Origin of the sequence: Phytopseudomonas dryadis (assembly GCF_004327355.1) — a bacterium.
In the GTDB taxonomy this organism is placed as follows: Bacteria; Pseudomonadota; Gammaproteobacteria; order Pseudomonadales; family Pseudomonadaceae; genus Aquipseudomonas; species Aquipseudomonas dryadis.
This window is the reverse complement of record NZ_QJUM01000011.1, coordinates 32,936-50,460: the sequence shown is the minus strand read 5'-3', so window position 1 is coordinate 50,460 and position 17,525 is coordinate 32,936. Positions and strand designations below refer to the sequence as shown.

14 protein-coding genes are annotated in these 17,525 nt (G+C 66.8%); 9 read left to right on the top strand and 5 right to left on the bottom strand.

All coding sequences use genetic code 11. The features are described 5' to 3' along the window. Positions 1–7: 7 nt before the first annotated feature. From DNK34_RS11170 to DNK34_RS11135, 8 genes are all read left to right on the top strand, one after another. Complete coding sequence (locus DNK34_RS11170; RefSeq protein WP_131175262.1) at positions 8–1,258, top strand: sarcosine oxidase subunit beta family protein; 1,251 nt, start codon at positions 8–10, stop codon at positions 1,256–1,258. Between the two features lie 814 nt (positions 1,259–2,072). Beyond that, complete coding sequence (locus tag DNK34_RS11165) at positions 2,073–2,396, top strand: sarcosine oxidase subunit delta (RefSeq protein ID WP_131175261.1); 324 nt, start codon at positions 2,073–2,075, stop codon at positions 2,394–2,396. Then, positions 2,393–5,431, top strand: a complete 3,039-nt coding sequence (locus tag DNK34_RS11160; RefSeq protein WP_131175260.1) for a sarcosine oxidase subunit alpha — start codon at positions 2,393–2,395, stop codon at positions 5,429–5,431. The genes DNK34_RS11165 and DNK34_RS11160 overlap by 4 nt, the downstream gene beginning before the upstream one ends. Positions 5,432–5,499: 68 nt before the next feature. Beyond that, complete coding sequence (locus tag DNK34_RS11155; protein ID WP_131175259.1) at positions 5,500–6,135, top strand: sarcosine oxidase subunit gamma; 636 nt, start codon at positions 5,500–5,502, stop codon at positions 6,133–6,135. A gap of 388 nt (positions 6,136–6,523) precedes the next feature. Continuing rightward, a complete protein-coding gene (gene purU, locus DNK34_RS11150; protein ID WP_131175258.1) occupies positions 6,524–7,381 on the top strand; it encodes a formyltetrahydrofolate deformylase in 858 nt (285 codons plus the stop codon). 223 nt (positions 7,382–7,604) lie between these two features. Continuing rightward, the gene (gene fdhA / locus DNK34_RS11145; protein WP_131175257.1) at positions 7,605–8,804 is read left to right on the top strand and encodes a formaldehyde dehydrogenase, glutathione-independent; all 1,200 of its coding nucleotides are present in this window, start codon (positions 7,605–7,607) and stop codon (positions 8,802–8,804) included. Between the two features lie 242 nt (positions 8,805–9,046). Next, positions 9,047–9,484 (top strand): VOC family protein, encoded by a 438-nt coding sequence (locus DNK34_RS11140; RefSeq protein ID WP_131175256.1) that lies wholly within the window; start codon positions 9,047–9,049, stop codon positions 9,482–9,484. A gap of 85 nt (positions 9,485–9,569) precedes the next feature. Beyond that, positions 9,570–10,439: a LysR substrate-binding domain-containing protein gene (locus DNK34_RS11135; protein WP_131175255.1), complete on the top strand. Its 870-nt coding sequence runs from the start codon at positions 9,570–9,572 to the stop codon at positions 10,437–10,439. A gap of 336 nt (positions 10,440–10,775) precedes the next feature. On the opposite strand, the gene DNK34_RS11130 is transcribed toward DNK34_RS11135, so the two are convergent. The 5 genes from DNK34_RS11130 to DNK34_RS11110 form a co-directional block, all read right to left on the bottom strand. Beyond that, positions 10,776–12,002 (bottom strand): aspartate aminotransferase family protein, encoded by a 1,227-nt coding sequence (locus DNK34_RS11130; RefSeq protein ID WP_131175254.1) that lies wholly within the window; start codon positions 12,000–12,002, stop codon positions 10,776–10,778. Between the two features lie 49 nt (positions 12,003–12,051). After that, entirely contained in the window at positions 12,052–13,338 is a 1,287-nt protein-coding gene (locus DNK34_RS11125; RefSeq protein WP_131175253.1) for a TRAP transporter large permease, read from the bottom strand. Further along, positions 13,335–13,841 (bottom strand): TRAP transporter small permease, encoded by a 507-nt coding sequence (locus DNK34_RS11120; protein ID WP_131175252.1) that lies wholly within the window; start codon positions 13,839–13,841, stop codon positions 13,335–13,337. The genes DNK34_RS11125 and DNK34_RS11120 overlap by 4 nt, the downstream gene beginning before the upstream one ends. Positions 13,842–13,851: 10 nt before the next feature. Further along, complete coding sequence (locus DNK34_RS11115) at positions 13,852–14,859, bottom strand: TRAP transporter substrate-binding protein (RefSeq protein WP_131175251.1); 1,008 nt, start codon at positions 14,857–14,859, stop codon at positions 13,852–13,854. 462 nt (positions 14,860–15,321) lie between these two features. Beyond that, the gene (locus DNK34_RS11110) at positions 15,322–16,158 is read right to left on the bottom strand and encodes a MurR/RpiR family transcriptional regulator (RefSeq protein ID WP_131175250.1); all 837 of its coding nucleotides are present in this window, start codon (positions 16,156–16,158) and stop codon (positions 15,322–15,324) included. A 235-nt stretch (positions 16,159–16,393) separates the two neighbouring features. On the opposite strand from DNK34_RS11110, the gene DNK34_RS11105 reads away from it, so the two are divergent. Then, positions 16,394–17,443, top strand: coding sequence for a polyamine ABC transporter substrate-binding protein (locus DNK34_RS11105; protein ID WP_131175249.1), 1,050 nt, complete (start codon positions 16,394–16,396; stop codon positions 17,441–17,443). Positions 17,444–17,525: the final 82 nt, after the last annotated feature.

The window sequence follows — 17,525 nt, the reverse complement described above, 5'->3', positions numbered from 1 at the left end:
GTCCCCCATGCAGCGCTATTCCGGCTTCGGCCTGTTCAAGCATTCCTTCAGCCACCACGAGAACTGGCAGCGCATGTGGCGCAACCCGACGCCCAAGCCGGCGTACGACGTGGTCATCGTCGGTGGCGGCGGGCACGGCCTGGCCACCGCCTATTATCTGGCCAAGGTGCATGGCATCAAGAACATCGCCGTGATCGAGAAGGGCTGGCTGGGCGGCGGCAACACCGCGCGCAACACCACCATCGTGCGTTCCAACTACCTGCTGGACGAATCCTCGGCGCTGTACGAGCACGCCATGAAGTTGTGGGAGGGCCTGTCCCAGGACCTGAACTACAACGTCATGTTCTCCCAGCGCGGCTGCTACCACCTGTGCCACACCCTGCAGGATCTGCGTGACGCCGAGCGGCTGGTCAGCGCCAACCTGCTCAACGGCATCGACAACGAGTTGCTCGACACCCGCCAGGTGGCCGAAGAGATTCCTTACCTCGACTGCAGCAGGAACACCCGCTTCCCGGTGCTCGGCGCCTCGGTGCAGCGGCGCGCCGGCAATGCCCGTCACGATGCCGTGGCCTGGGGCTACGCGCGCGCCGCCGACGCCCTCGGCGTGGACCTGATCCAGCAGACCGAGGTCACCGGCTTCCGCAAGCAGGACGGCGCGGTGATCGGCGTGGAGACCAACAAGGGCTTCATCGGCGCCAAGCGTGTCGGCATGGTCGTGGCCGGCAGCACCGGGCCGCTGGCGGCCAAGGCCGGCTTCCGTCTGCCGCTGGAGTCCCACCCGCTGCAGGCCCTGGTGTCCGAGCCGATCAAGCCGATCATCCACAGCGTGATCATGTCCAACGCCGTGCATGGCTACATCAGCCAGTCGGACAAGGGCGACCTGGTCATCGGCGCCGGCATCGACGGCTGGGTCGGCTACGGTCAGCGCGGTTCCTACCCGATCATCGAGCACACCATCCAGGCCATCGTCGAGATGTTCCCGGTGCTCTCAAGGGTGCGCATGAACCGCCAGTGGGGCGGCATCGTCGACACCACGCCGGATGCCTGCCCGATCATCGGCAGCACGCCGGTGAAGAACCTGTTCATCAACTGCGGCTGGGGTACCGGCGGGTTCAAGGCCACGCCCGGTTCGGGCCACGTGTTCGCCGCGACCCTGGCCAAGGGCGAGCCGCACCCGCTGGCCAAGCCGTTCTCCATCGAGCGCTTCCACACCGGCGCCCTGGTGGACGAACACGGCGCCGCCGCGGTCGCACATTAAAAGGTTGCGCGCAGCGCAACAACCGATGCCCCTCTCCCTCCGGGAGAGGGTGCCCGAAGGGCGGGAGAGGGTTGTTCCAGGCGCCACGATTGGCCCAGGAGCCCCCTCTCCCCAACCCTCTCCCGGAGGGAGAGGGAGTGGAATAAGTGGTTCCTTGAAAGGTCGCGCGCAGCGCAACAACTGATGCCCCTCTCCCACCGGGAGAGGGTGCCCGAAGGGCGGGAGAGGGTTGTTCCAGACGACGCGATTCGCCAGGACATCCCTCTCCCCAGCCCTCTCCCGGAGGGAGAGGGAGTGGAATAAGTGGTTCCTTGAAAGGTCGCGCGCAGCGCGACAACCGATGCCCCTCTCCCTCCGGGAGAGGGTGCCCGAAGGGCGGGAGAGGGTTGTTCCAGGCGCCACGATTGGCCCAGGAGCCCCTCTCCCCAACCCTCTCCCGGAAGGAGAGGGAGTGGAATAAGTGGTTCCTTGAAAGGTCGCGCGTAGCGCGACAACTGATGCCCCTCTCCCTCCGGGAGAGGGTGCCCGAAGGGCGGGTGAGGGCTGTTCCAGGCGCCACGATTGGCCGAGGAGCCCCTCTCCCCGAGGGAGAGGGAGTGGAATAAGTGGTTCCTTGAAAGGTTGCGCGCAGCGCAACAACCGATGCCCCTCTCCCTCCGGGAGAGGGTGCCCGAAGGGCGGGAGAGGGTTGTTCCAGACGCCACGATTGGCCCAGGAGCCCCCTCTCCCCAACCCTCTCCCGGGGGGAGAGGGAGTGGAATGAGCCCTTCTCGACGATTCGAGCAGGTAACGAGATTCACCGGAGGCTCCAACCATGCTGCACATCTTCTGCCCGCACTGCGGGGAACACCGCGCCGAAGAGGAATTCAGTCCGGCCGGGCAGGCCCATATCCCGCGCCCGCTGGATCCGGCCGCCTGCAGCGACGCCGAATGGGGCGAGTACATGTGGTTCCGCGACAACCCGCGCGGGCTGCGCCATGAGCTGTGGCTGCACGCCGCCGGTTGCCGCAAGTATTTCAACGCCACCCGGCACACGGTCAGCTACGCGATTCTCGAGACCTACAAGATCGGCGAGAAACCCAGCGTCACCGAAGCCATCAGCGAACCCCAGCCATTGGCGCAAGGAGCCACGGCATGAGCCAGATCAATCGTCTTGCCAGCGGTGGCCGTATCGACCGCAGTCAGCCGCTGAGCTTCACCTTCAACGGCCAGTCCTACCAGGGCTACGCCGGTGACACCCTGGCCGCCGCGTTGCTGGCCAACGGCGTCGACGTCATCGGCCGCAGCTTCAAGTACTCGCGTCCGCGCGGCATCGTCGCCGCCGGCGCCGAGGAACCCAACGCCGTGCTGCAGATCGGCGCCCGCCCGGATACCCAGGTCCCCAACGTGCGCGCCACCCAGCAGGCGCTGTATCCCGATCTGGTGGCCAGCAGCACCAATGGCTGGCCGAGCGTGAACACCGACCTGATGGGGATTCTCGGCAAGGTCGGCGGCAAGATGATGCCGCCGGGGTTCTACTACAAGACCTTCATGTACCCGCAGAACATGTGGCTCACCTACGAGAAGTACATCCGCAAGGCCGCCGGCCTGGGCCGTGCGCCCACCGAGGTCGACCCGGACGTCTACGACCAGATGAACCGTCACTGCGACGTGCTGGTGGTCGGCGCCGGCCCCGCCGGCCTGGCCGCCGCCCTGGCGGCGGCGCGCAGTGGCGCGCGGGTGATCGTCGCCGACGAGCAGGAAGAGTTCGGCGGCAGTCTGCTCGATACCCGCGAGCAGCTCGATGGCATGCCCGCCGCCGACTGGGTGGCCAAGGTGGTGGCCGAGCTGCAGACCTTCCCCGAGGTGCTGCTGCTGCCGCGGGCCACGGTCAACGGCTACCACGACCACAACTTCCTGACCATTCACGAACGCTGCACCGATCACCTTGGCGACAGCGCGCCAATGGGGCCGTTCGTGCGTCCGGCCCGGCAGCGCCTGCACCGGGTGCGGGCTCGGCGTGTGGTGCTGGCGGTCGGCGCCCACGAGCGGCCGCTGGTGTACGGCAACAACGATGTGCCGGGCAACATGCTCGCCGGTGCGGTATCGACCTATGTGCGCCGTTACGGCGTGGCGCCGGGCAGCAAGCTGCTGCTGGCCACCACCAACGACTACGCCTACAAGACCGCCCTCGACTGGCTGGATGCCGGCCTCAAGGTGGTGGCCATCGCCGATGCGCGCAGCAATCCGCGCGGCAGCTGGGTGGAGGAGGCGCGCGCCCGTGGCGTGCGCGTGCTGACCGGCAGCTCGGTGCTCGACGTCAAGGGCGGCAAGCGGGTCGAGTCGGCCCGGGTCGCGGCCATCGATCCGGTTTCGTTCAAGGTCACCAGCCCCGGCGAGTGGCTCGACTGCGACCTGGTCGCCAGCTCCGGCGGCTACAGCCCGGTGGTGCACCTGGCCTCGCACCTGGGCGGCCGGCCGACCTGGCGGGACGACATTCTCGGCTTCGTCCCCGGTGATGGCCTGGGCCTGCAGGCGCGGCTCTGCGCCGGTGCGGTGAACGGCGTGTTCAAGCTCGGCGACGTCCTCGCCGATGGTTTCGAGGCGGGCGCCCAGGCGGCGGCCGAGTCTGGTTACCAGGCGGTCAGCGGCGAGCTGCCGCGGGCCGAGAAGCGCATCGAGGAGGCGCCCATCGCGCTGTACCAGGTGCCCCACGACAAGCCCACGGCGCGGGCGCCGAAGCAGTTCGTCGACCTGCAGAACGACGTCACCGCCGCCGGCATCGAACTGGCCGTGCGCGAGGGCTTCGAGTCGGTCGAGCACGTCAAGCGCTACACCGCGCTGGGCTTCGGCACCGACCAGGGCAAGCTGGGCAATATCAACGGTCTGGCCATCGCCGCCCGCGCCCTGGGCGTGAGCATCCCGCAGATGGGCACCACCATGTTCCGTCCCAACTACACGCCGGTGTCCTTCGGCGCCATCGCCGGGCGCAACGCCGGGGCGCTGTTCGAGCCCAAGCGCTATACCGCGCTGCAGGCCTGGCACGAGCAGCAGGGCGCCGAGTTCGAGGACGTCGGCCAGTGGAAGCGCCCCTGGTACTTCCCGAAACCCGGCGAGGACCTGCACGCCGCCGTCGCCCGCGAGTGCAAGGCGGTGCGCGCCAGCGTCGGCCTGCTCGATGCCTCGACCCTGGGCAAGATCGATATCCAGGGGCCGGATGCCCGCGAGTTCCTCAACCGCGTGTACACCAACGCCTGGACCAAGCTCGACGTGGGCAAGGCCCGTTACGGCCTGATGTGCAAGGAAGACGGCATGGTCTTCGACGACGGCGTCACCGCCTGCCTGGCCGACAACCACTTCCTGATGACCACCACCACCGGCGGTGCCGCCCGCGTGCTGCAATGGCTGGAGCTGTACCACCAGACCGAATGGCCGGAGCTGAAGGTGTACTTCACCTCGGTCACCGACCACTGGGCGACCCTGACCCTGTCCGGGCCGAACAGCCGCAAGCTGTTGGCCGAGGTCACCGACATCGACCTGTCGGCGGAGGCCTTCCCGTTCATGACCTGGCAGGAAGGCAAGGTCGCCGGCGTGCCGGCCCGGGTGTTCCGCATCTCCTTCACCGGCGAGCTGAGCTACGAGGTGAACATCCAGGCCGACTACGCCATGGGCGTGCTGGAGGCGATCGCCGCGGCGGGCAAGCCATACGACCTGACCCCGTACGGCACCGAGACCATGCACGTGCTGCGCGCCGAGAAGGGTTTCATCATCGTTGGCCAGGACACCGATTCCACGGTCACCCCCTTCGACCTGAACATGGGCTGGGCGGTGGGCAAGACCAAGCCGTTCTCCTGGATCGGCTGGCGCGGCATGAACCGCGAGGACACCCTCAAGGAAGAGCGCAAGCAACTGGTCGGCCTGAAACCGCTGAACCCGGGCGACATGCTGCCCGAAGGCACCCAGGTGGTGTTCGATCCCAAGCACCCGAAGCCGGTGCCCACGGCCGGGCACGTCACCTCCAGCTACATGAGTCCGACCCTCGGTCATGGCATCGCCCTGGCGCTGGTCAAGGGCGGCCTGGGGCGCATGGGCGAGAAGGTCTACGCGCCCTGTCGCGACGGCAAGCTGATCGAGGCAGAAATCGTCAGCTCGGTGTTCTACGACCCGCAAGGCGAACGGCAGAACGTGGTCTAACCGGCAGCGACAAGCCACAAGTACAAGCAGGGTGGAGCAGGCTCCACCCGTTATGAAGGACAGACGACATGACAGCAGCAAACGTCTATCAGCAGCGCCCGGACGATCTCGGCATCAAGGCCGAATCGCCGCTGCATCACGCCGGCTTCCACGAACTGGCCGGCAAGGGCAAGGCCGGCGCGGGCGTGACCCTGCGCGAGAAGAAACTCCTGGGCCATCTGACCCTGCGTGGCGACGGCAGGGACCCGGCCTTCGCCGAAGGCGTGCACAAGGCCCTGGGCCTGGAATTGCCGGTGGCGCTCGGGCTGGTGGCCAAGGGCGAACGCTCGCTGCAGTGGATGGGCCCGGACGAGTTCCTGCTCATCGTGCCAGGCGGCGAAGAGCTCGCCACCGAGCAGGCGCTGCGCGAGGCACTGGCCGGCCAGCACATCCAGGTGGTCAACGTCAGCGGCGGCCAGACCCTGCTCGAACTCAGCGGCCCCAGGGTGCGCGAGGTGCTGATGAAGTCCACGCCCTACGACGTGCACCCCAGCCAGTTCCCGGTGGGCAAGGCGATCGGCAGCGCGTTCGCCAAGACCCAGCTGTACATCCGCCACACCGGCGAAGACACCTGGGAACTGCTGGTGCGGCGCAGCTTCAGCGACTACATCTGGGCCTGGCTGCAGGACGCCAGCGGCGAGTACGGGTTGGCGGTCGAGGCCTAGGCTGCTCGTTTCGGTATGAACGGCGGGATCTCAAGGCCATAGCAGGCATTCGTAGGATGGGTGCAACCCATCGGCAATTGATGGGTTTCACCCATCCTACCCTGTCTGCTGGCGCTCTTTTCGTCCACCGTGGCACCGCTCGGTGGGTCGGTGAAGCGTGACCCACCCTACGGTCGGCGGCGAGTACGGATTGGCGGTCGATGCCGGAAGCGCTTGATCGGTACAGAGCTTTCAGGTCGCATCGCGATCAGCTCCCTCTCCCGCCGGGAGAGGGTTGGGGTGAGGGGGAAGATCCAGCAGCCTGAGCATGAAACCGAACCAGCCCAGAGAACCCTCACCCCCGGCCCCTCTCCCGGGGGGAGAGGGGTGAACATCATCGGAGTTTGTCATGAGCCGCACCCCCGACACCTGGATTCTCACCGCGCACTGTCCCAGCATGCTGGGCACCGTCGACGTGGTGACCCGCTACCTGTTCGAGCAGGGCTGCTACGTCACCGAGCACCACAGCTTCGATGACCGCCTGTCCGGGCGCTTCTTCATCCGGGTCGAATTCCGCGCCCGCGACGGCTTCGCCGAGGACAGCTTCAAGCAGGGCCTGCAGGAACGTACCCGGGCCTTCGCCATGCACACCGAGCTGACGCCACCGGGCTATCGCGCCAAGGTGGTGATCATGGTGTCCAAGTCCGACCATTGCCTGAACGACCTGCTCTACCGCCAGCGCATCGGCCACCTGGCCATGGACGTGGTCGCGGTGGTGTCCAACCATCCCGACCTCGAGCCACTGGCGCGCTGGCACGGCATCGCCTATCACCATTTCCCGCTGGACCCCCGCGACAAGCCGGCCCAGGAGCGCCAGGTGCTGCAGGTGATCGAGCAGAGCGGCGCCGAACTGGTGATCCTCGCCCGTTACATGCAGGTGCTGTCGCCCGAGCTGTGCCAGCGCCTGGATGGCTGGGCGATCAACATCCACCACTCGCTGCTGCCCGGCTTCAAGGGCGCCAAGCCCTACCACCAGGCCTACCAGAAGGGCGTGAAGATGGTCGGCGCCACGGCCCACTACATCAACAACGACCTCGATGAGGGGCCGATCATCGCCCAGGGTGTGGAAGCCGTGGACCATGCCCACTACCCTGAAGATCTGATCGCCAAGGGGCGCGACATCGAATGCCTGACGCTGGCCAAGGCGGTGGGCTATCACATCGAGCGCCGCGTCTTTCTCAACGCCAATCGCACGGTGGTGCTGTGAAGCAGCCGTAAGCTACAAGCTACAAGCTACAAGCTACAAGCTACAAGCTACAAGCAAAGGCAGGAGCTGGTGCCGCGGCGAGCGGCCCGGATTTTCCAATAGTGTCGGCGTCCCCGTCCTGCCCCGATCGACGAGGGGCGCCGATTTGCAGGACACGACTCCAGAGCAAGGTCGCGTGGCACCCGCCACGCCTTTGTATCCACAACAAGAAAGGAGAACAGCTATGTCCGGTAATCGCGGTGTCGTCTACCTCGGCGCAGGCAAGGTCGAGGTACGGAAGATCGACTATCCGAAAATGCAGGACCCGCGTGGTCGCAAGATCGAGCACGGGGTGATCCTCAAGGTGGTGTCCACCAATATCTGCGGCTCCGACCAGCACATGGTGCGCGGCCGTACCACGGCCCAGGTCGGCCTGGTGCTGGGTCACGAGATCACCGGCGAGGTGGTCGAGAAGGGCAGCGACGTCGAGAACCTGAAGATCGGCGACCTGGTGTCGGTGCCGTTCAACGTCGCCTGCGGCCGCTGCCGCTCCTGCAAGGAACAGCACACCGGCGTCTGCCTGACGGTCAACCCGGCGCGCGCCGGCGGCGCCTACGGCTACGTCGACATGGGCGACTGGACCGGCGGCCAGGCCGAATATGTGCTGGTGCCCTATGCCGACTTCAACCTGCTGAAACTGCCGGATCGCGACAAGGCCATGGAGAAGATCCGCGACCTGACCTGCCTGTCCGATATCCTGCCCACCGGTTACCACGGCGCGGTCACCGCCGGGGTCGGCCCGGGCAGCACCGTCTACGTCGCCGGCGCCGGCCCGGTGGGGCTGGCCGCCGCGGCCTCGGCACGGTTGCTCGGTGCGGCGGTGGTGATCGTCGGCGACGTCAACCCGACCCGCCTGCAGCACGCCAAGGCCCAGGGCTTCGAGATCGCCGACCTGTCCCAGGACACGCCGCTGCACGAACAGATCGCCGCCCTGCTGGGCGAGCCGGAAGTGGATTGCGCCGTCGACGCGGTGGGCTTCGAGGCCCGTGGCCATGGCCACGCCGGGGCGCAGCAGGAAGCGCCGGCCACCGTGCTCAACTCGCTGATGGGCGTGGTGCGGGTCGCCGGCAAGATCGGTATTCCCGGTCTGTACGTCACCGAAGACCCGGGCGCGGTGGACGCGGCGGCGAAGATCGGCAGCCTGAGCATCCGTTTCGGCCTGGGCTGGGCCAAGTCGCACAGCTTCCACACCGGCCAGACCCCGGTGATGAAGTACAACCGCCAGTTGATGCAGGCGATCATGTGGGACCGCATCAACATCGCCGAGGTGGTCGGCGTGCAGGTGATCAGCCTGGACGATGCGCCACGGGGTTACGGCGAGTTCGATGCCGGCGTACCGAAGAAATTCGTCATCGACCCGCACAGGCTGTTCAGCGCGGCGTGAAGCCAGCCGGGAGCGGGGCCAGCCGGCTCCGCTGCCAGGTTTCGGAAGCGGCTATGGCGTTGCTCAGGTGTGTGGGAGCCGCGCCCCCGCGGCGATGGGTGGTCGCACCGCGAATCCCGCTGTATGGCTGCCATCGCATCGCCCCGAGGTCGGGGCTCCTACGCGTGCGATACTTCATCGTTGCCATGGCCCTGGCCTCGACATGACCAGGGCGTGTAGAGCCCCCATCACTGGAGACCGGCATGTCCTTCGACCGACGCATTTCCCTGATCACCCTTGGCGTCGACGACGTTCAAGCCAGCGCGGCGTTTTACCAGCGACTGGGCTGGAAACGCTCCTCGGCCTCCCAGGAGCAGATCGTTTTCATCAAGCTCAAGGGGCTCGTGCTGGCGCTGTTCGCCCGGGATGAACTGGCCCGGGACGCGAACATCGACGAGCAACCGGGCAAGCCGGCCTTTTCCGGCGTGACCCTGGCGCACAACCTGGAAAGCCCGGAGGCGGTGGACGCCGCCATGGCCCACGCCATCGCTTGCGCAGGCACACTGCTCAAGGCACCGGAGAAGGTCTTCTGGGGTGGCTACTCCGGTTATTTCGCCGACCCCGATGGACATGTGTGGGAGTTGGCCCACAACCCCTTCGCGCCGCTGGACGAGTCGGGGCACATGATCCTGCCCGATTGAACACGGCGCGCCGCGATGGCGTGGCTGGCCGGGGAACGGAACTTGCTTTGCATAGCCCCTTCCAGGCTGTATTCGGAGCATCCCCATGCGCCACCTCGATACCGATGCCCTGGCCGCTTTCGTCGCGGTCATCGATCACGGCGGCTTCACGGCGGCAGGTGAACATATCGGCAAGACCCAGGCCGCCGTGAGCCTGATGATCTCGCGCCTGGAAGATCGCCTGGGCAAGCGGCTGGTCGAACGCTCGCGGCGTGGCGTCAGCCTGACCCGTGCCGGTGAGCTGCTGATCGGCTATGCACGGCGCATCCGCGAGCTGGAGGACGAGGCGCTGTTCGCGCTGGGAGAAAGCGAGGCGACACGCATTCGGGTGGGCATGCCCGACGATTACCTGGAAAGCATCGGCTCGTTGCTGCTGCGCGATTATCCGCTACGGCAGGCCGATGCCCAGGTCGAAGTGATCTGTGATTTCTCCTACCGCCTGGAGCAGATGCTGCAGGATGGCACCCTGGACATGGCCATCATTTCCCGGGAGAAGGATCGCCCCATCGGAGTGCTGCTCAAGCGTGAGGCCCTGCTCTGGTGCACGCATCCGGACAGGCGACCGGAACTGCTCTCGCCCTTGCCGCTGGTGCTGTTCCCCGAGGGCTGCCGGGCGCGGCCCAAGGCCATAGCGGCCCTCGACCGGGCCGGGCGCCAGTGGCGTATCGTCTGTACCTCGTCGCATATCCAGGGGGTGCAGGCCGCGATTCGCATGGGCGAGGCGCTGACCCTGCTGCCTGCCACGGCGATACCCGCCGACTGGCGCATTCTCGGCCCCGAAGAGGGCCTGCCCGCCCTCGCCAGCCAGGAGCTCGCCCTGGTCATGCCGAGTGGCGCGCGCCTGGCCGTGCGCCGCCTGGCGCACTTCATCGAGCAGCAATTCGACGCCGATAGCTGCCAGGTCGCCATCGCCTGAGCGCTCTATCTAACGCGAACGAAGCTAGCGCAATGGCCGCTATCGCATCGCGCCGAGGTCGGGGCTCCTACAGGTCGGTGACGGCCGCGCTCGTGTAGGAGCCGCGCCCCCGCGGCGATTGCCGGATGCGGCTCGGTTCGGCATGAAGACAAGGTCTTTGCAGGAGCAGGGTGCGCCTGTAGAAGAGCGGCAAACCGCCGCCCGGGTAGGAGCGTCGACCTCGGCGCGATGCGATGGCAGCCATACCGCGGGATTCGCGTTGCGACCCCCCATCGCCGCGGGGTCGCGGCTCCCACAGAGCCGGGGCAAACCGCCGTTTTATGGGCCAAATGCTTGCTAGGCCCAGGCGTCGGCCACTTCGCCGAATATCTCCAGCATCTGCTCCAGCACGGCACGGGTATGGGTGACCGAGAGGTAGATGCGCCCGTATCCGGCGGGCATCGTCAGCAGGCCGCGCCGGCGCAGTGCCAGGTGCAGGTCCAGCGAGCGTTGCGGGTTCAGCCAGGCGCTGGCCTCGCTGTAATCGCGCGGTGCCCGTGGCGCGTGCCAGCAACTGAAGACGCTGCCATAGCCGCTGGTGCTCAGCGCCAGGCCGTTACGCGCGAAGACCCGCTCCAGCGCCTGGCGCAACCAGTTGCCGTCGGCCTGGTGCGTCGCGTAGTCGAAGCGCTTGAGCTTGCCGAGCGTCGCCAGCACGGCGGCGCAGGCCGGTGGGTTGCCGCTGTAGGTACCGGCGCGCACGACGTTGCCGGTTTCGAATCCGCGCATGACCTCTGCCGTTCCCAGCACCGCCGCGACCGGAATACCACTGCCTATCGCCTTGCCGACGCAGGCCAGGTCGGCGTCCACCGCGAAGGCCTGGCTGAACAGCCCGGCGCGCACCTGGAAGCCCATCAGCACTTCGTCGAGGATCACCAGTGCGCCATGGGCGTGGGCGCTCTTGCACAGCCGCTCCAGATAACCGGGCGCCGGAACCACGCAGCCGGCGTTGGCCAGCATCGGCTCGAGCAGCACCGCGGCGATGTCGGGGTGCTGCGCGAACAATCGCTCGATGTCGTCGAAGTCGTTGTAGCGCAGCAGGGTCATGCCGTCCTTCACCGGCCGCGCGCCGGGCATCTCGGCGTCGGCGCTGGCGGCGTTGCCGAAGGCGACCGGGTCGTACCAGCCGTCGTAGCCGGCGGCGAACTTGGCCACCAGCTTGCGCCCGGTATAGGCCCGGGCGGCACGGCAGGCGAGGTGCACCGCTTCGCTGCCGGTGTTGACGAAGATCACCTGATCCAGCGCGCCAGTACAGCTCGCCAGCGCGCTGGCCGCCTGCTCCTCCAGGGCGTGGGCGTAGGATGGCATGGGCGCGCGTCGCAGCGCCTCGGTCACCGCGTCCAGCACGTCCGGGTCGGCATGGCCGAGCTTGGCCGCGCCGAAGCCCATGGCCGTATCGATATAGGCGCGGCCATTCGTATCCCAGACCTGATGGGCCGCGGCACGCTGTGCCAGAAAGGGGATTCCGTCCAGAGCGGGCAAAGCGCGGCCGGCGCTGGATATTCCACCAACGAGATGGTGCATCGCATGGTTTCCTTGAAGTCGGGTAGAGCGGTTCAGTGATAAAGGGGGTTCAGTAACCGGCCATTCTCGGCAGCCACTCGGTGAGTTCGGGGAAGATCACCAGCAGCACGATGGCCACGGCGCTGGCCACCCAGAACGGCACCAGGCGCCGCGATACCGCGCCGATGCTCAGCTTGGCGACGTTACAGACGACGAAGATGTTGGTGCCCACCGGCGGGGTGAACAGGCCGACGCCGAGGGTGACGGTGAACAGCACGCCGATCTGGTAGGGTTCCAGGCCCGCGCTCTGGGCGATCGGCACCAGGATCGGCGCGAGGATGATCAGCGCCGGGCCCAGATCCAGCCACAGGCCGACCACCACCAGGGCGAGAATGACCAGGACGATGTCCACCACCGCGCCGCCATGCAGGCTGGTGATCCAGGTGGCGATGGTCTGTGGCACCTGCTCCACGGTCAGCAGCCAGCTGAAGGGTACCGCCACGGCCATGATGATCATGATCGCCCCGGTGGTGCTGACCGCTTCGATGATCGAGGGCCAGAGCACGTCCCAGGACAGCTCGCGATAGACCAGCGCGCCGACCAGCAGGGCGTAGATCACTGACAGCGCCGCTGCCTCGGTGGCCGTGGCCAGGCCGCTGACGATCGAGCCGAGAATCAGCGGCGGCATCAGCAGCGCCGGCAGCGCCGCGCGCAGGTCGAGGAAGAGGCGCCGCCAGCTCGGCCGGGTGTCCTGGCGCGGGAAGTTCTCCTTCACGCCGACCACGTAGGCGGCGACCATGAAGGTCAGCGCCAGCAGCACGCCCGGCAGGATGCCGGCCATGAACAGGCCGCCGATGGAGGTGTTGGTCAGCACGCCGTAGATGATGAACACCACGCTCGGCGGCAGGATGATGCCCAGGGTGCCGGACGCCGCCGTGACCGCGGCGGCGAAGGCCTTGGGATAGCCCCGCTCCTCCATGGCCGGGATCATCACCTTGGCCACTGCGCCGGTGTCGGCGGTGGCCGAGCCGGTCAGGCCGCCGTAGACGAACGAGGTGGCCACGTTGACCAGGCCGAGCCCGCCGCGAAAGCGCCCGAAGAGGTGCTCGGCGATGCGCATGATCTGCCGGGTCAGGCCGCCGCGGTTCATCAGCTCGCCGGCGAACAGGAACAGCGGAATGGCCATCAGCGAGAGCGAGTCGGCGCCGCGGATGGTCTGCTGCGCCAGCCAGCCCACCGGTACGCCGACATCGCCGAAGATCAGGGTGATGATGGTAGCGGCGGCCATCGACCAGACCACCGGCACGCCCAGCAGGAGGAACAGGAAGAAGCCACCGAACAGCAGGGCGATGATCATCGGGTCGCTCCCAGTACGCGGCCGCGGCCGGAAAATACCTTGAACAGACGGATGGCCGCGATCAGCAGCAGAACCACCGCACAACTGATCAGGGCCAGGGTGGTGATGCCGGTGGGCCAGCGCAGCACCGGCGTGGGAACCCAGGCCGAGCGCTTGAGCACCGCCAGTGCGCTGTACAGCAGCCAGCCGGACACGCCGGCCAGCAACACGGCGCAGAGCACCGTCATGGCGTGCTGGGCACGGGCCGGCATGAGCTTCAACAGGCCGTCGAAGCAGACGTTCTCACCGCGCAGCTCGGCGATGGCGGTGCCGATGAAGGTGATCCAGATGAAGCCGATGCCGGCGATCTCGAACGACCACTCGAAGCCCGACAGCTTGAAGCTGCGCGCGGCCATGCCCGCCACGATGGCGGTGAAGGTGGCGATAAACAGCAACCCACCGATCAGGCACAACACGCGCTCGCCCCAGCCTTGCCGGGCGCTGGTTTCAGGCAACTGACTCATGCGGGCTCCTTCAGGGCTGGGCGCTGGCTGCGGCGGCGCTGCGCACGCGCTGGATGAGTTCGTCGCCCCATTCCCTGGCGAAGGTGTCGTACACCGGGCCGGCCATGGCCCCGAACGGTGCGGTATCGACCTGGTTGACCTTGACGCCCTTGGTCTGCAGCTCGGCGATCACCTGCTCGGTCACGGCGCCCAGCTGGCCGCGGTACCAGGCGGTGACATCGGCCACGGCGGCATCGAGCGCGTCGCGCTGGGCCGGCTCGAGGCTTTCGTAGGTGTCGAGGTTCATGTACCACCAGTTCGCCGACCACAGGTAGTTGGCGATCGACAGGTAGCCTGCCGGCTCGTACCACTTCTGGTCGTAGTAGTCGCGGGCCTCCGGTTCGGCGCCGTCGACCACGCCGGATTGCAGCGAGGTGTAGACCTCGCCGTAGGGAATCGACTGGGCCAGGGCGCCGAACTGCTTCATGGTGGCGAGGATGGTCGGCATCGGCGGCGTGCGCACCTTCATGCCGGCCAGATCCGCGGGTGTGACGATGGCCTTGCGGCTGCCGACGAACTGACGGAAGCCCGAGTCCAGTGGGGCCAGCACCTTGTAACCGTGATCGTGGCCGAAGCCCAGTACTTCCTTGCCGGCGTCCGTATCGAAGAAGGCATAGACATTGGCCGCATCCTGGAACAGGAAGGGCAGGGTGACCACGTTCAGCCTCGGGTCGATGGGTTCGACCACGCCACCCAGGCCGATGTCGATCGAGCCCATGCCCACGGATTCGGCGATCGGGCCTTCATCGCCCAGCTGTCCATCGGGGAACACCCTGGCTTTCAACTCGCCGCCGCTTCTGGCCTCGAGTTCGGCGGCGAAGCGCGTCATCGCCTGGTTGACCAGGCTGTCGCCGCTCGAGGCGTGGGCGACACGCAGTGTGCGCTCCGCCCAGCTGTGGCCCGATGCCAGCAGGCACACGGCGGACAACGTGATCATGGGCAGCAGGCCGGCGCCACGCAGCAGGTTTGTCGATTTCATGGTGAACCCTCCCCGTTGAATAGCCTCGAGTGTACCCAGCGGCTTTCAGCGGCAGGCGGGTTTCGCCATAACAATAACTAATGCCGGCATGCGCTTTTTTATGGCCTGCCATCCCTGGCGGCCACCCTGCGGGCTGTCGCCAGCGACGTTAAAAATGGCTCCCGGCCATTTTTTATGGCCTGCCAGAGCCGTTCGGCGTCCGTAGGAGCGTCGACCCCGGCGCGAGGCGCTGGCGGCCTTTCCACAAACCGTGTCACGGCCACCAATCGCCGCGGGGTCGCGGCTCCCACACGAATCTGGCGAGTCGAACGCTATCCGTAGCTCGGGTCGAGCGCAGCGACACCCGGGAAACCGTCCCCCTGGGTATCGCTGCGCTCGACCCAGGCTACGGGGCAAGCCGTACTCCGGTCACGATCCACGTGGCGGGGTAACCACCATGGGCGCAACCGCGTGGGGTCGGGCTCAGGGTCGGTACAGCTTCAGGCTTTCCACCCGCGCGCGGTACGCCGCCAGGCGCTCCTTGAGCTGATCCTTGCGCGAACTGGCCACGCAGTGCAGCAGCACGTTGAGGGCGCTGGTCAGGCCGCCGGTGGACTCCAGGATCAGGCCGGTCTTGGTCTTCATGGTGATGATGTGGGGGGTGTCGATGTGCCGGGCGATGCCGTACTCGTCGGTGAACACCACCAGGTCGGTGCCCTGCTGCAGGCAGTTGTTGGCGAAGGCGACGCCGGCCTCGGCATAGGGCGCGATGTCGATCAGGATCACGCAGCAGCGCTGGTTGTGGCTGTCGATCCACTGGCCGAGCACGCCGCTGTAGAGGTCGAGGAACTCCACGCCCGAGCGCACCAGGGCCAGGCGGTTGGCGAAGTCCTCGGCCAGCCCGCGGATGGTCTGGAAGCCGCAGACGAACACCCGTTCGGCCTGGCTGACCCGGGCGACGATGTCCTGCCAGTGCTGGCTGCCGAGCTGGTTGGCGAAGGCGCTGAGCGCCTCGATCTCCTCGTTGAGATGGGCCAGCAGATCGTCGGGCTGCTGTTCGACGCGGTCGATCAGCGTGGTGTTGAGCAGTGATTGCACGCGGACCTCGTCGCGCAGTTCTTCCTTGAGGCTCTTCAGGCCCTTGTAGCCGAGGCGCCGCAGGAAACGGCTGACGGTATTGGGGCTGACCTTGCTCTTTTGCGCCAGGCTGGCGCCGTTCTCGAAGGCGAGGGTCTCCAGGTTGGCCTGGATGTAGGCCCACAGGGTGCGTTCGGCCGGCGTCAGCTTGCCTTCCAGATGTTCCATCTTGCTATCGAGCATGGCCTGGCTCCGGCTGGTCGATGGGTGATTTTTGGAATTTAAATGTCATGGTGTTGATGTTTGGAATAAATATATTCTATGCTCGTCGCACAGCGCACAAGACCCGGGTCGCGCTGTACGGATCAAGCAAGGCAATCCAAGACCTTGCCCCGTGTCGTCTGGTTTTGCACGTCCTGCCGCAACAAGCAACGGCCACGCCGCATCCGGTGTGGCCATAACAGTGGAGAACAGGCACATGCTCACTTCGCGTCCCCTGCGTCATCTTTCCCTGTGCGCCGCCTTCGGCGGCCTGCTCACCTGCGGCGCAGCCGCCCAGGCGGCCGAAGCGCTGCACCTGTACAACTGGGGCGATTACATCAACCCGCAGGTGCTGACCCGCTTCACCGAGGAAACCGGGATCAAGGTGTCGCTCGACACCTACGGCAGCAACGAAGAGATGCTCGCCAAGCTGCAGGCCGGCGCCAAGGGCTACGACATCGTCTTCCCGTCGGTGCACATGCAGGACACCCTGGCCGCCCTGGGCCTGCTGGAAAAGACCGACATCAACCAGAGCCCGGCGTTCGCCAATATCGATCCGGCCTTCCTGCGCGCCAAGTCCGACCCCCGGGGCGAGTATTGCATGCCCTATGCCTGGGGTTCGGTGGGCATCCTCTACAACCGCAACAAGGTGAGCAAGCCGATCGAGAGCTGGGCCGACTTCTTCGCCGAGGCCGAAGCCGGCAAGAAGGTCATCCTCCTCGACGACATGCGCGAAACCCTGGGCGTCGGCCTGATCGAGAGCGGCAAGTCGGTCAACAGCACCGACCCCGCCGACCTCAAGCTGGCCCAGGACTGGCTGCTGGCGCGCAAGCCGCTGGTCTCCGCCTTCACCTACGACAGCGTCCCCATGGTGCAGTCCGGCGACGTGGCCGCGGCGCACTACTTCGTCGGCGCCATGATGTACGTCAGGCAGGACCCCGAGAACCTGGCCTACGTGATCCCCAAGGGCGGCGCGACCATGTACCAGGAAGATATCTGCGTGCTCAAGAGCGCGCCGAACAAGGCCAACGCCAAGCGCTTCATGGAGTTCTTCCTGCAGCCGGAGATCGCCGCGCTCAACACCGCGCAGCAGATGAATGGCACGCCCAACCGGGAAGCCTTGAAGCTGCTGCCGGCCGAGCTGCGCGACGACCCGCAGGTCAATCCGCCGGCCGAGGTGATGGCCAGGCTGCAACTGTTCACTGACCTGGGCAAGGATCTGAAACAGTACGACCGGGCCTGGACGCGGGTGCGTACCGCCAACTGAGGTCGCCGCGTGTTGGCGGATCGCGGCTGAAGCCCCTCCCACGGACTCCCACTTTCTTGTGGGAGGGGCTGCAGCCGCGACT

Excerpts from the sequence above, each read along its gene's own strand:
- DNK34_RS11170 (WP_131175262.1), top strand. The coding sequence starts at position 8 with ATGCAGCGCTATTCCGGCTTCGGCCTGTTCAAGCATTCCTTCAGCCAC.
- DNK34_RS11165 (WP_131175261.1), top strand. The coding sequence starts at position 2,073 with ATGCTGCACATCTTCTGCCCGCACTGCGGGGAACACCGCGCCGAAGAG.
- DNK34_RS11160 (WP_131175260.1), top strand. The coding sequence starts at position 2,393 with ATGAGCCAGATCAATCGTCTTGCCAGCGGTGGCCGTATCGACCGCAGT.
- DNK34_RS11155 (WP_131175259.1), top strand. The coding sequence starts at position 5,500 with ATGACAGCAGCAAACGTCTATCAGCAGCGCCCGGACGATCTCGGCATC.
- purU (WP_131175258.1), top strand. The coding sequence starts at position 6,524 with ATGAGCCGCACCCCCGACACCTGGATTCTCACCGCGCACTGTCCCAGC.
- fdhA (WP_131175257.1), top strand. The coding sequence starts at position 7,605 with ATGTCCGGTAATCGCGGTGTCGTCTACCTCGGCGCAGGCAAGGTCGAG.
- DNK34_RS11140 (WP_131175256.1), top strand. The coding sequence starts at position 9,047 with ATGTCCTTCGACCGACGCATTTCCCTGATCACCCTTGGCGTCGACGAC.
- DNK34_RS11135 (WP_131175255.1), top strand. The coding sequence starts at position 9,570 with ATGCGCCACCTCGATACCGATGCCCTGGCCGCTTTCGTCGCGGTCATC.
- DNK34_RS11130 (WP_131175254.1), bottom strand. The coding sequence starts at position 12,002 with ATGCACCATCTCGTTGGTGGAATATCCAGCGCCGGCCGCGCTTTGCCC.
- DNK34_RS11125 (WP_131175253.1), bottom strand. The coding sequence starts at position 13,338 with ATGATCATCGCCCTGCTGTTCGGTGGCTTCTTCCTGTTCCTCCTGCTG.
- DNK34_RS11120 (WP_131175252.1), bottom strand. The coding sequence starts at position 13,841 with ATGAGTCAGTTGCCTGAAACCAGCGCCCGGCAAGGCTGGGGCGAGCGC.
- DNK34_RS11115 (WP_131175251.1), bottom strand. The coding sequence starts at position 14,859 with ATGAAATCGACAAACCTGCTGCGTGGCGCCGGCCTGCTGCCCATGATC.
- DNK34_RS11110 (WP_131175250.1), bottom strand. The coding sequence starts at position 16,158 with ATGCTCGATAGCAAGATGGAACATCTGGAAGGCAAGCTGACGCCGGCC.
- DNK34_RS11105 (WP_131175249.1), top strand. The coding sequence starts at position 16,394 with ATGCTCACTTCGCGTCCCCTGCGTCATCTTTCCCTGTGCGCCGCCTTC.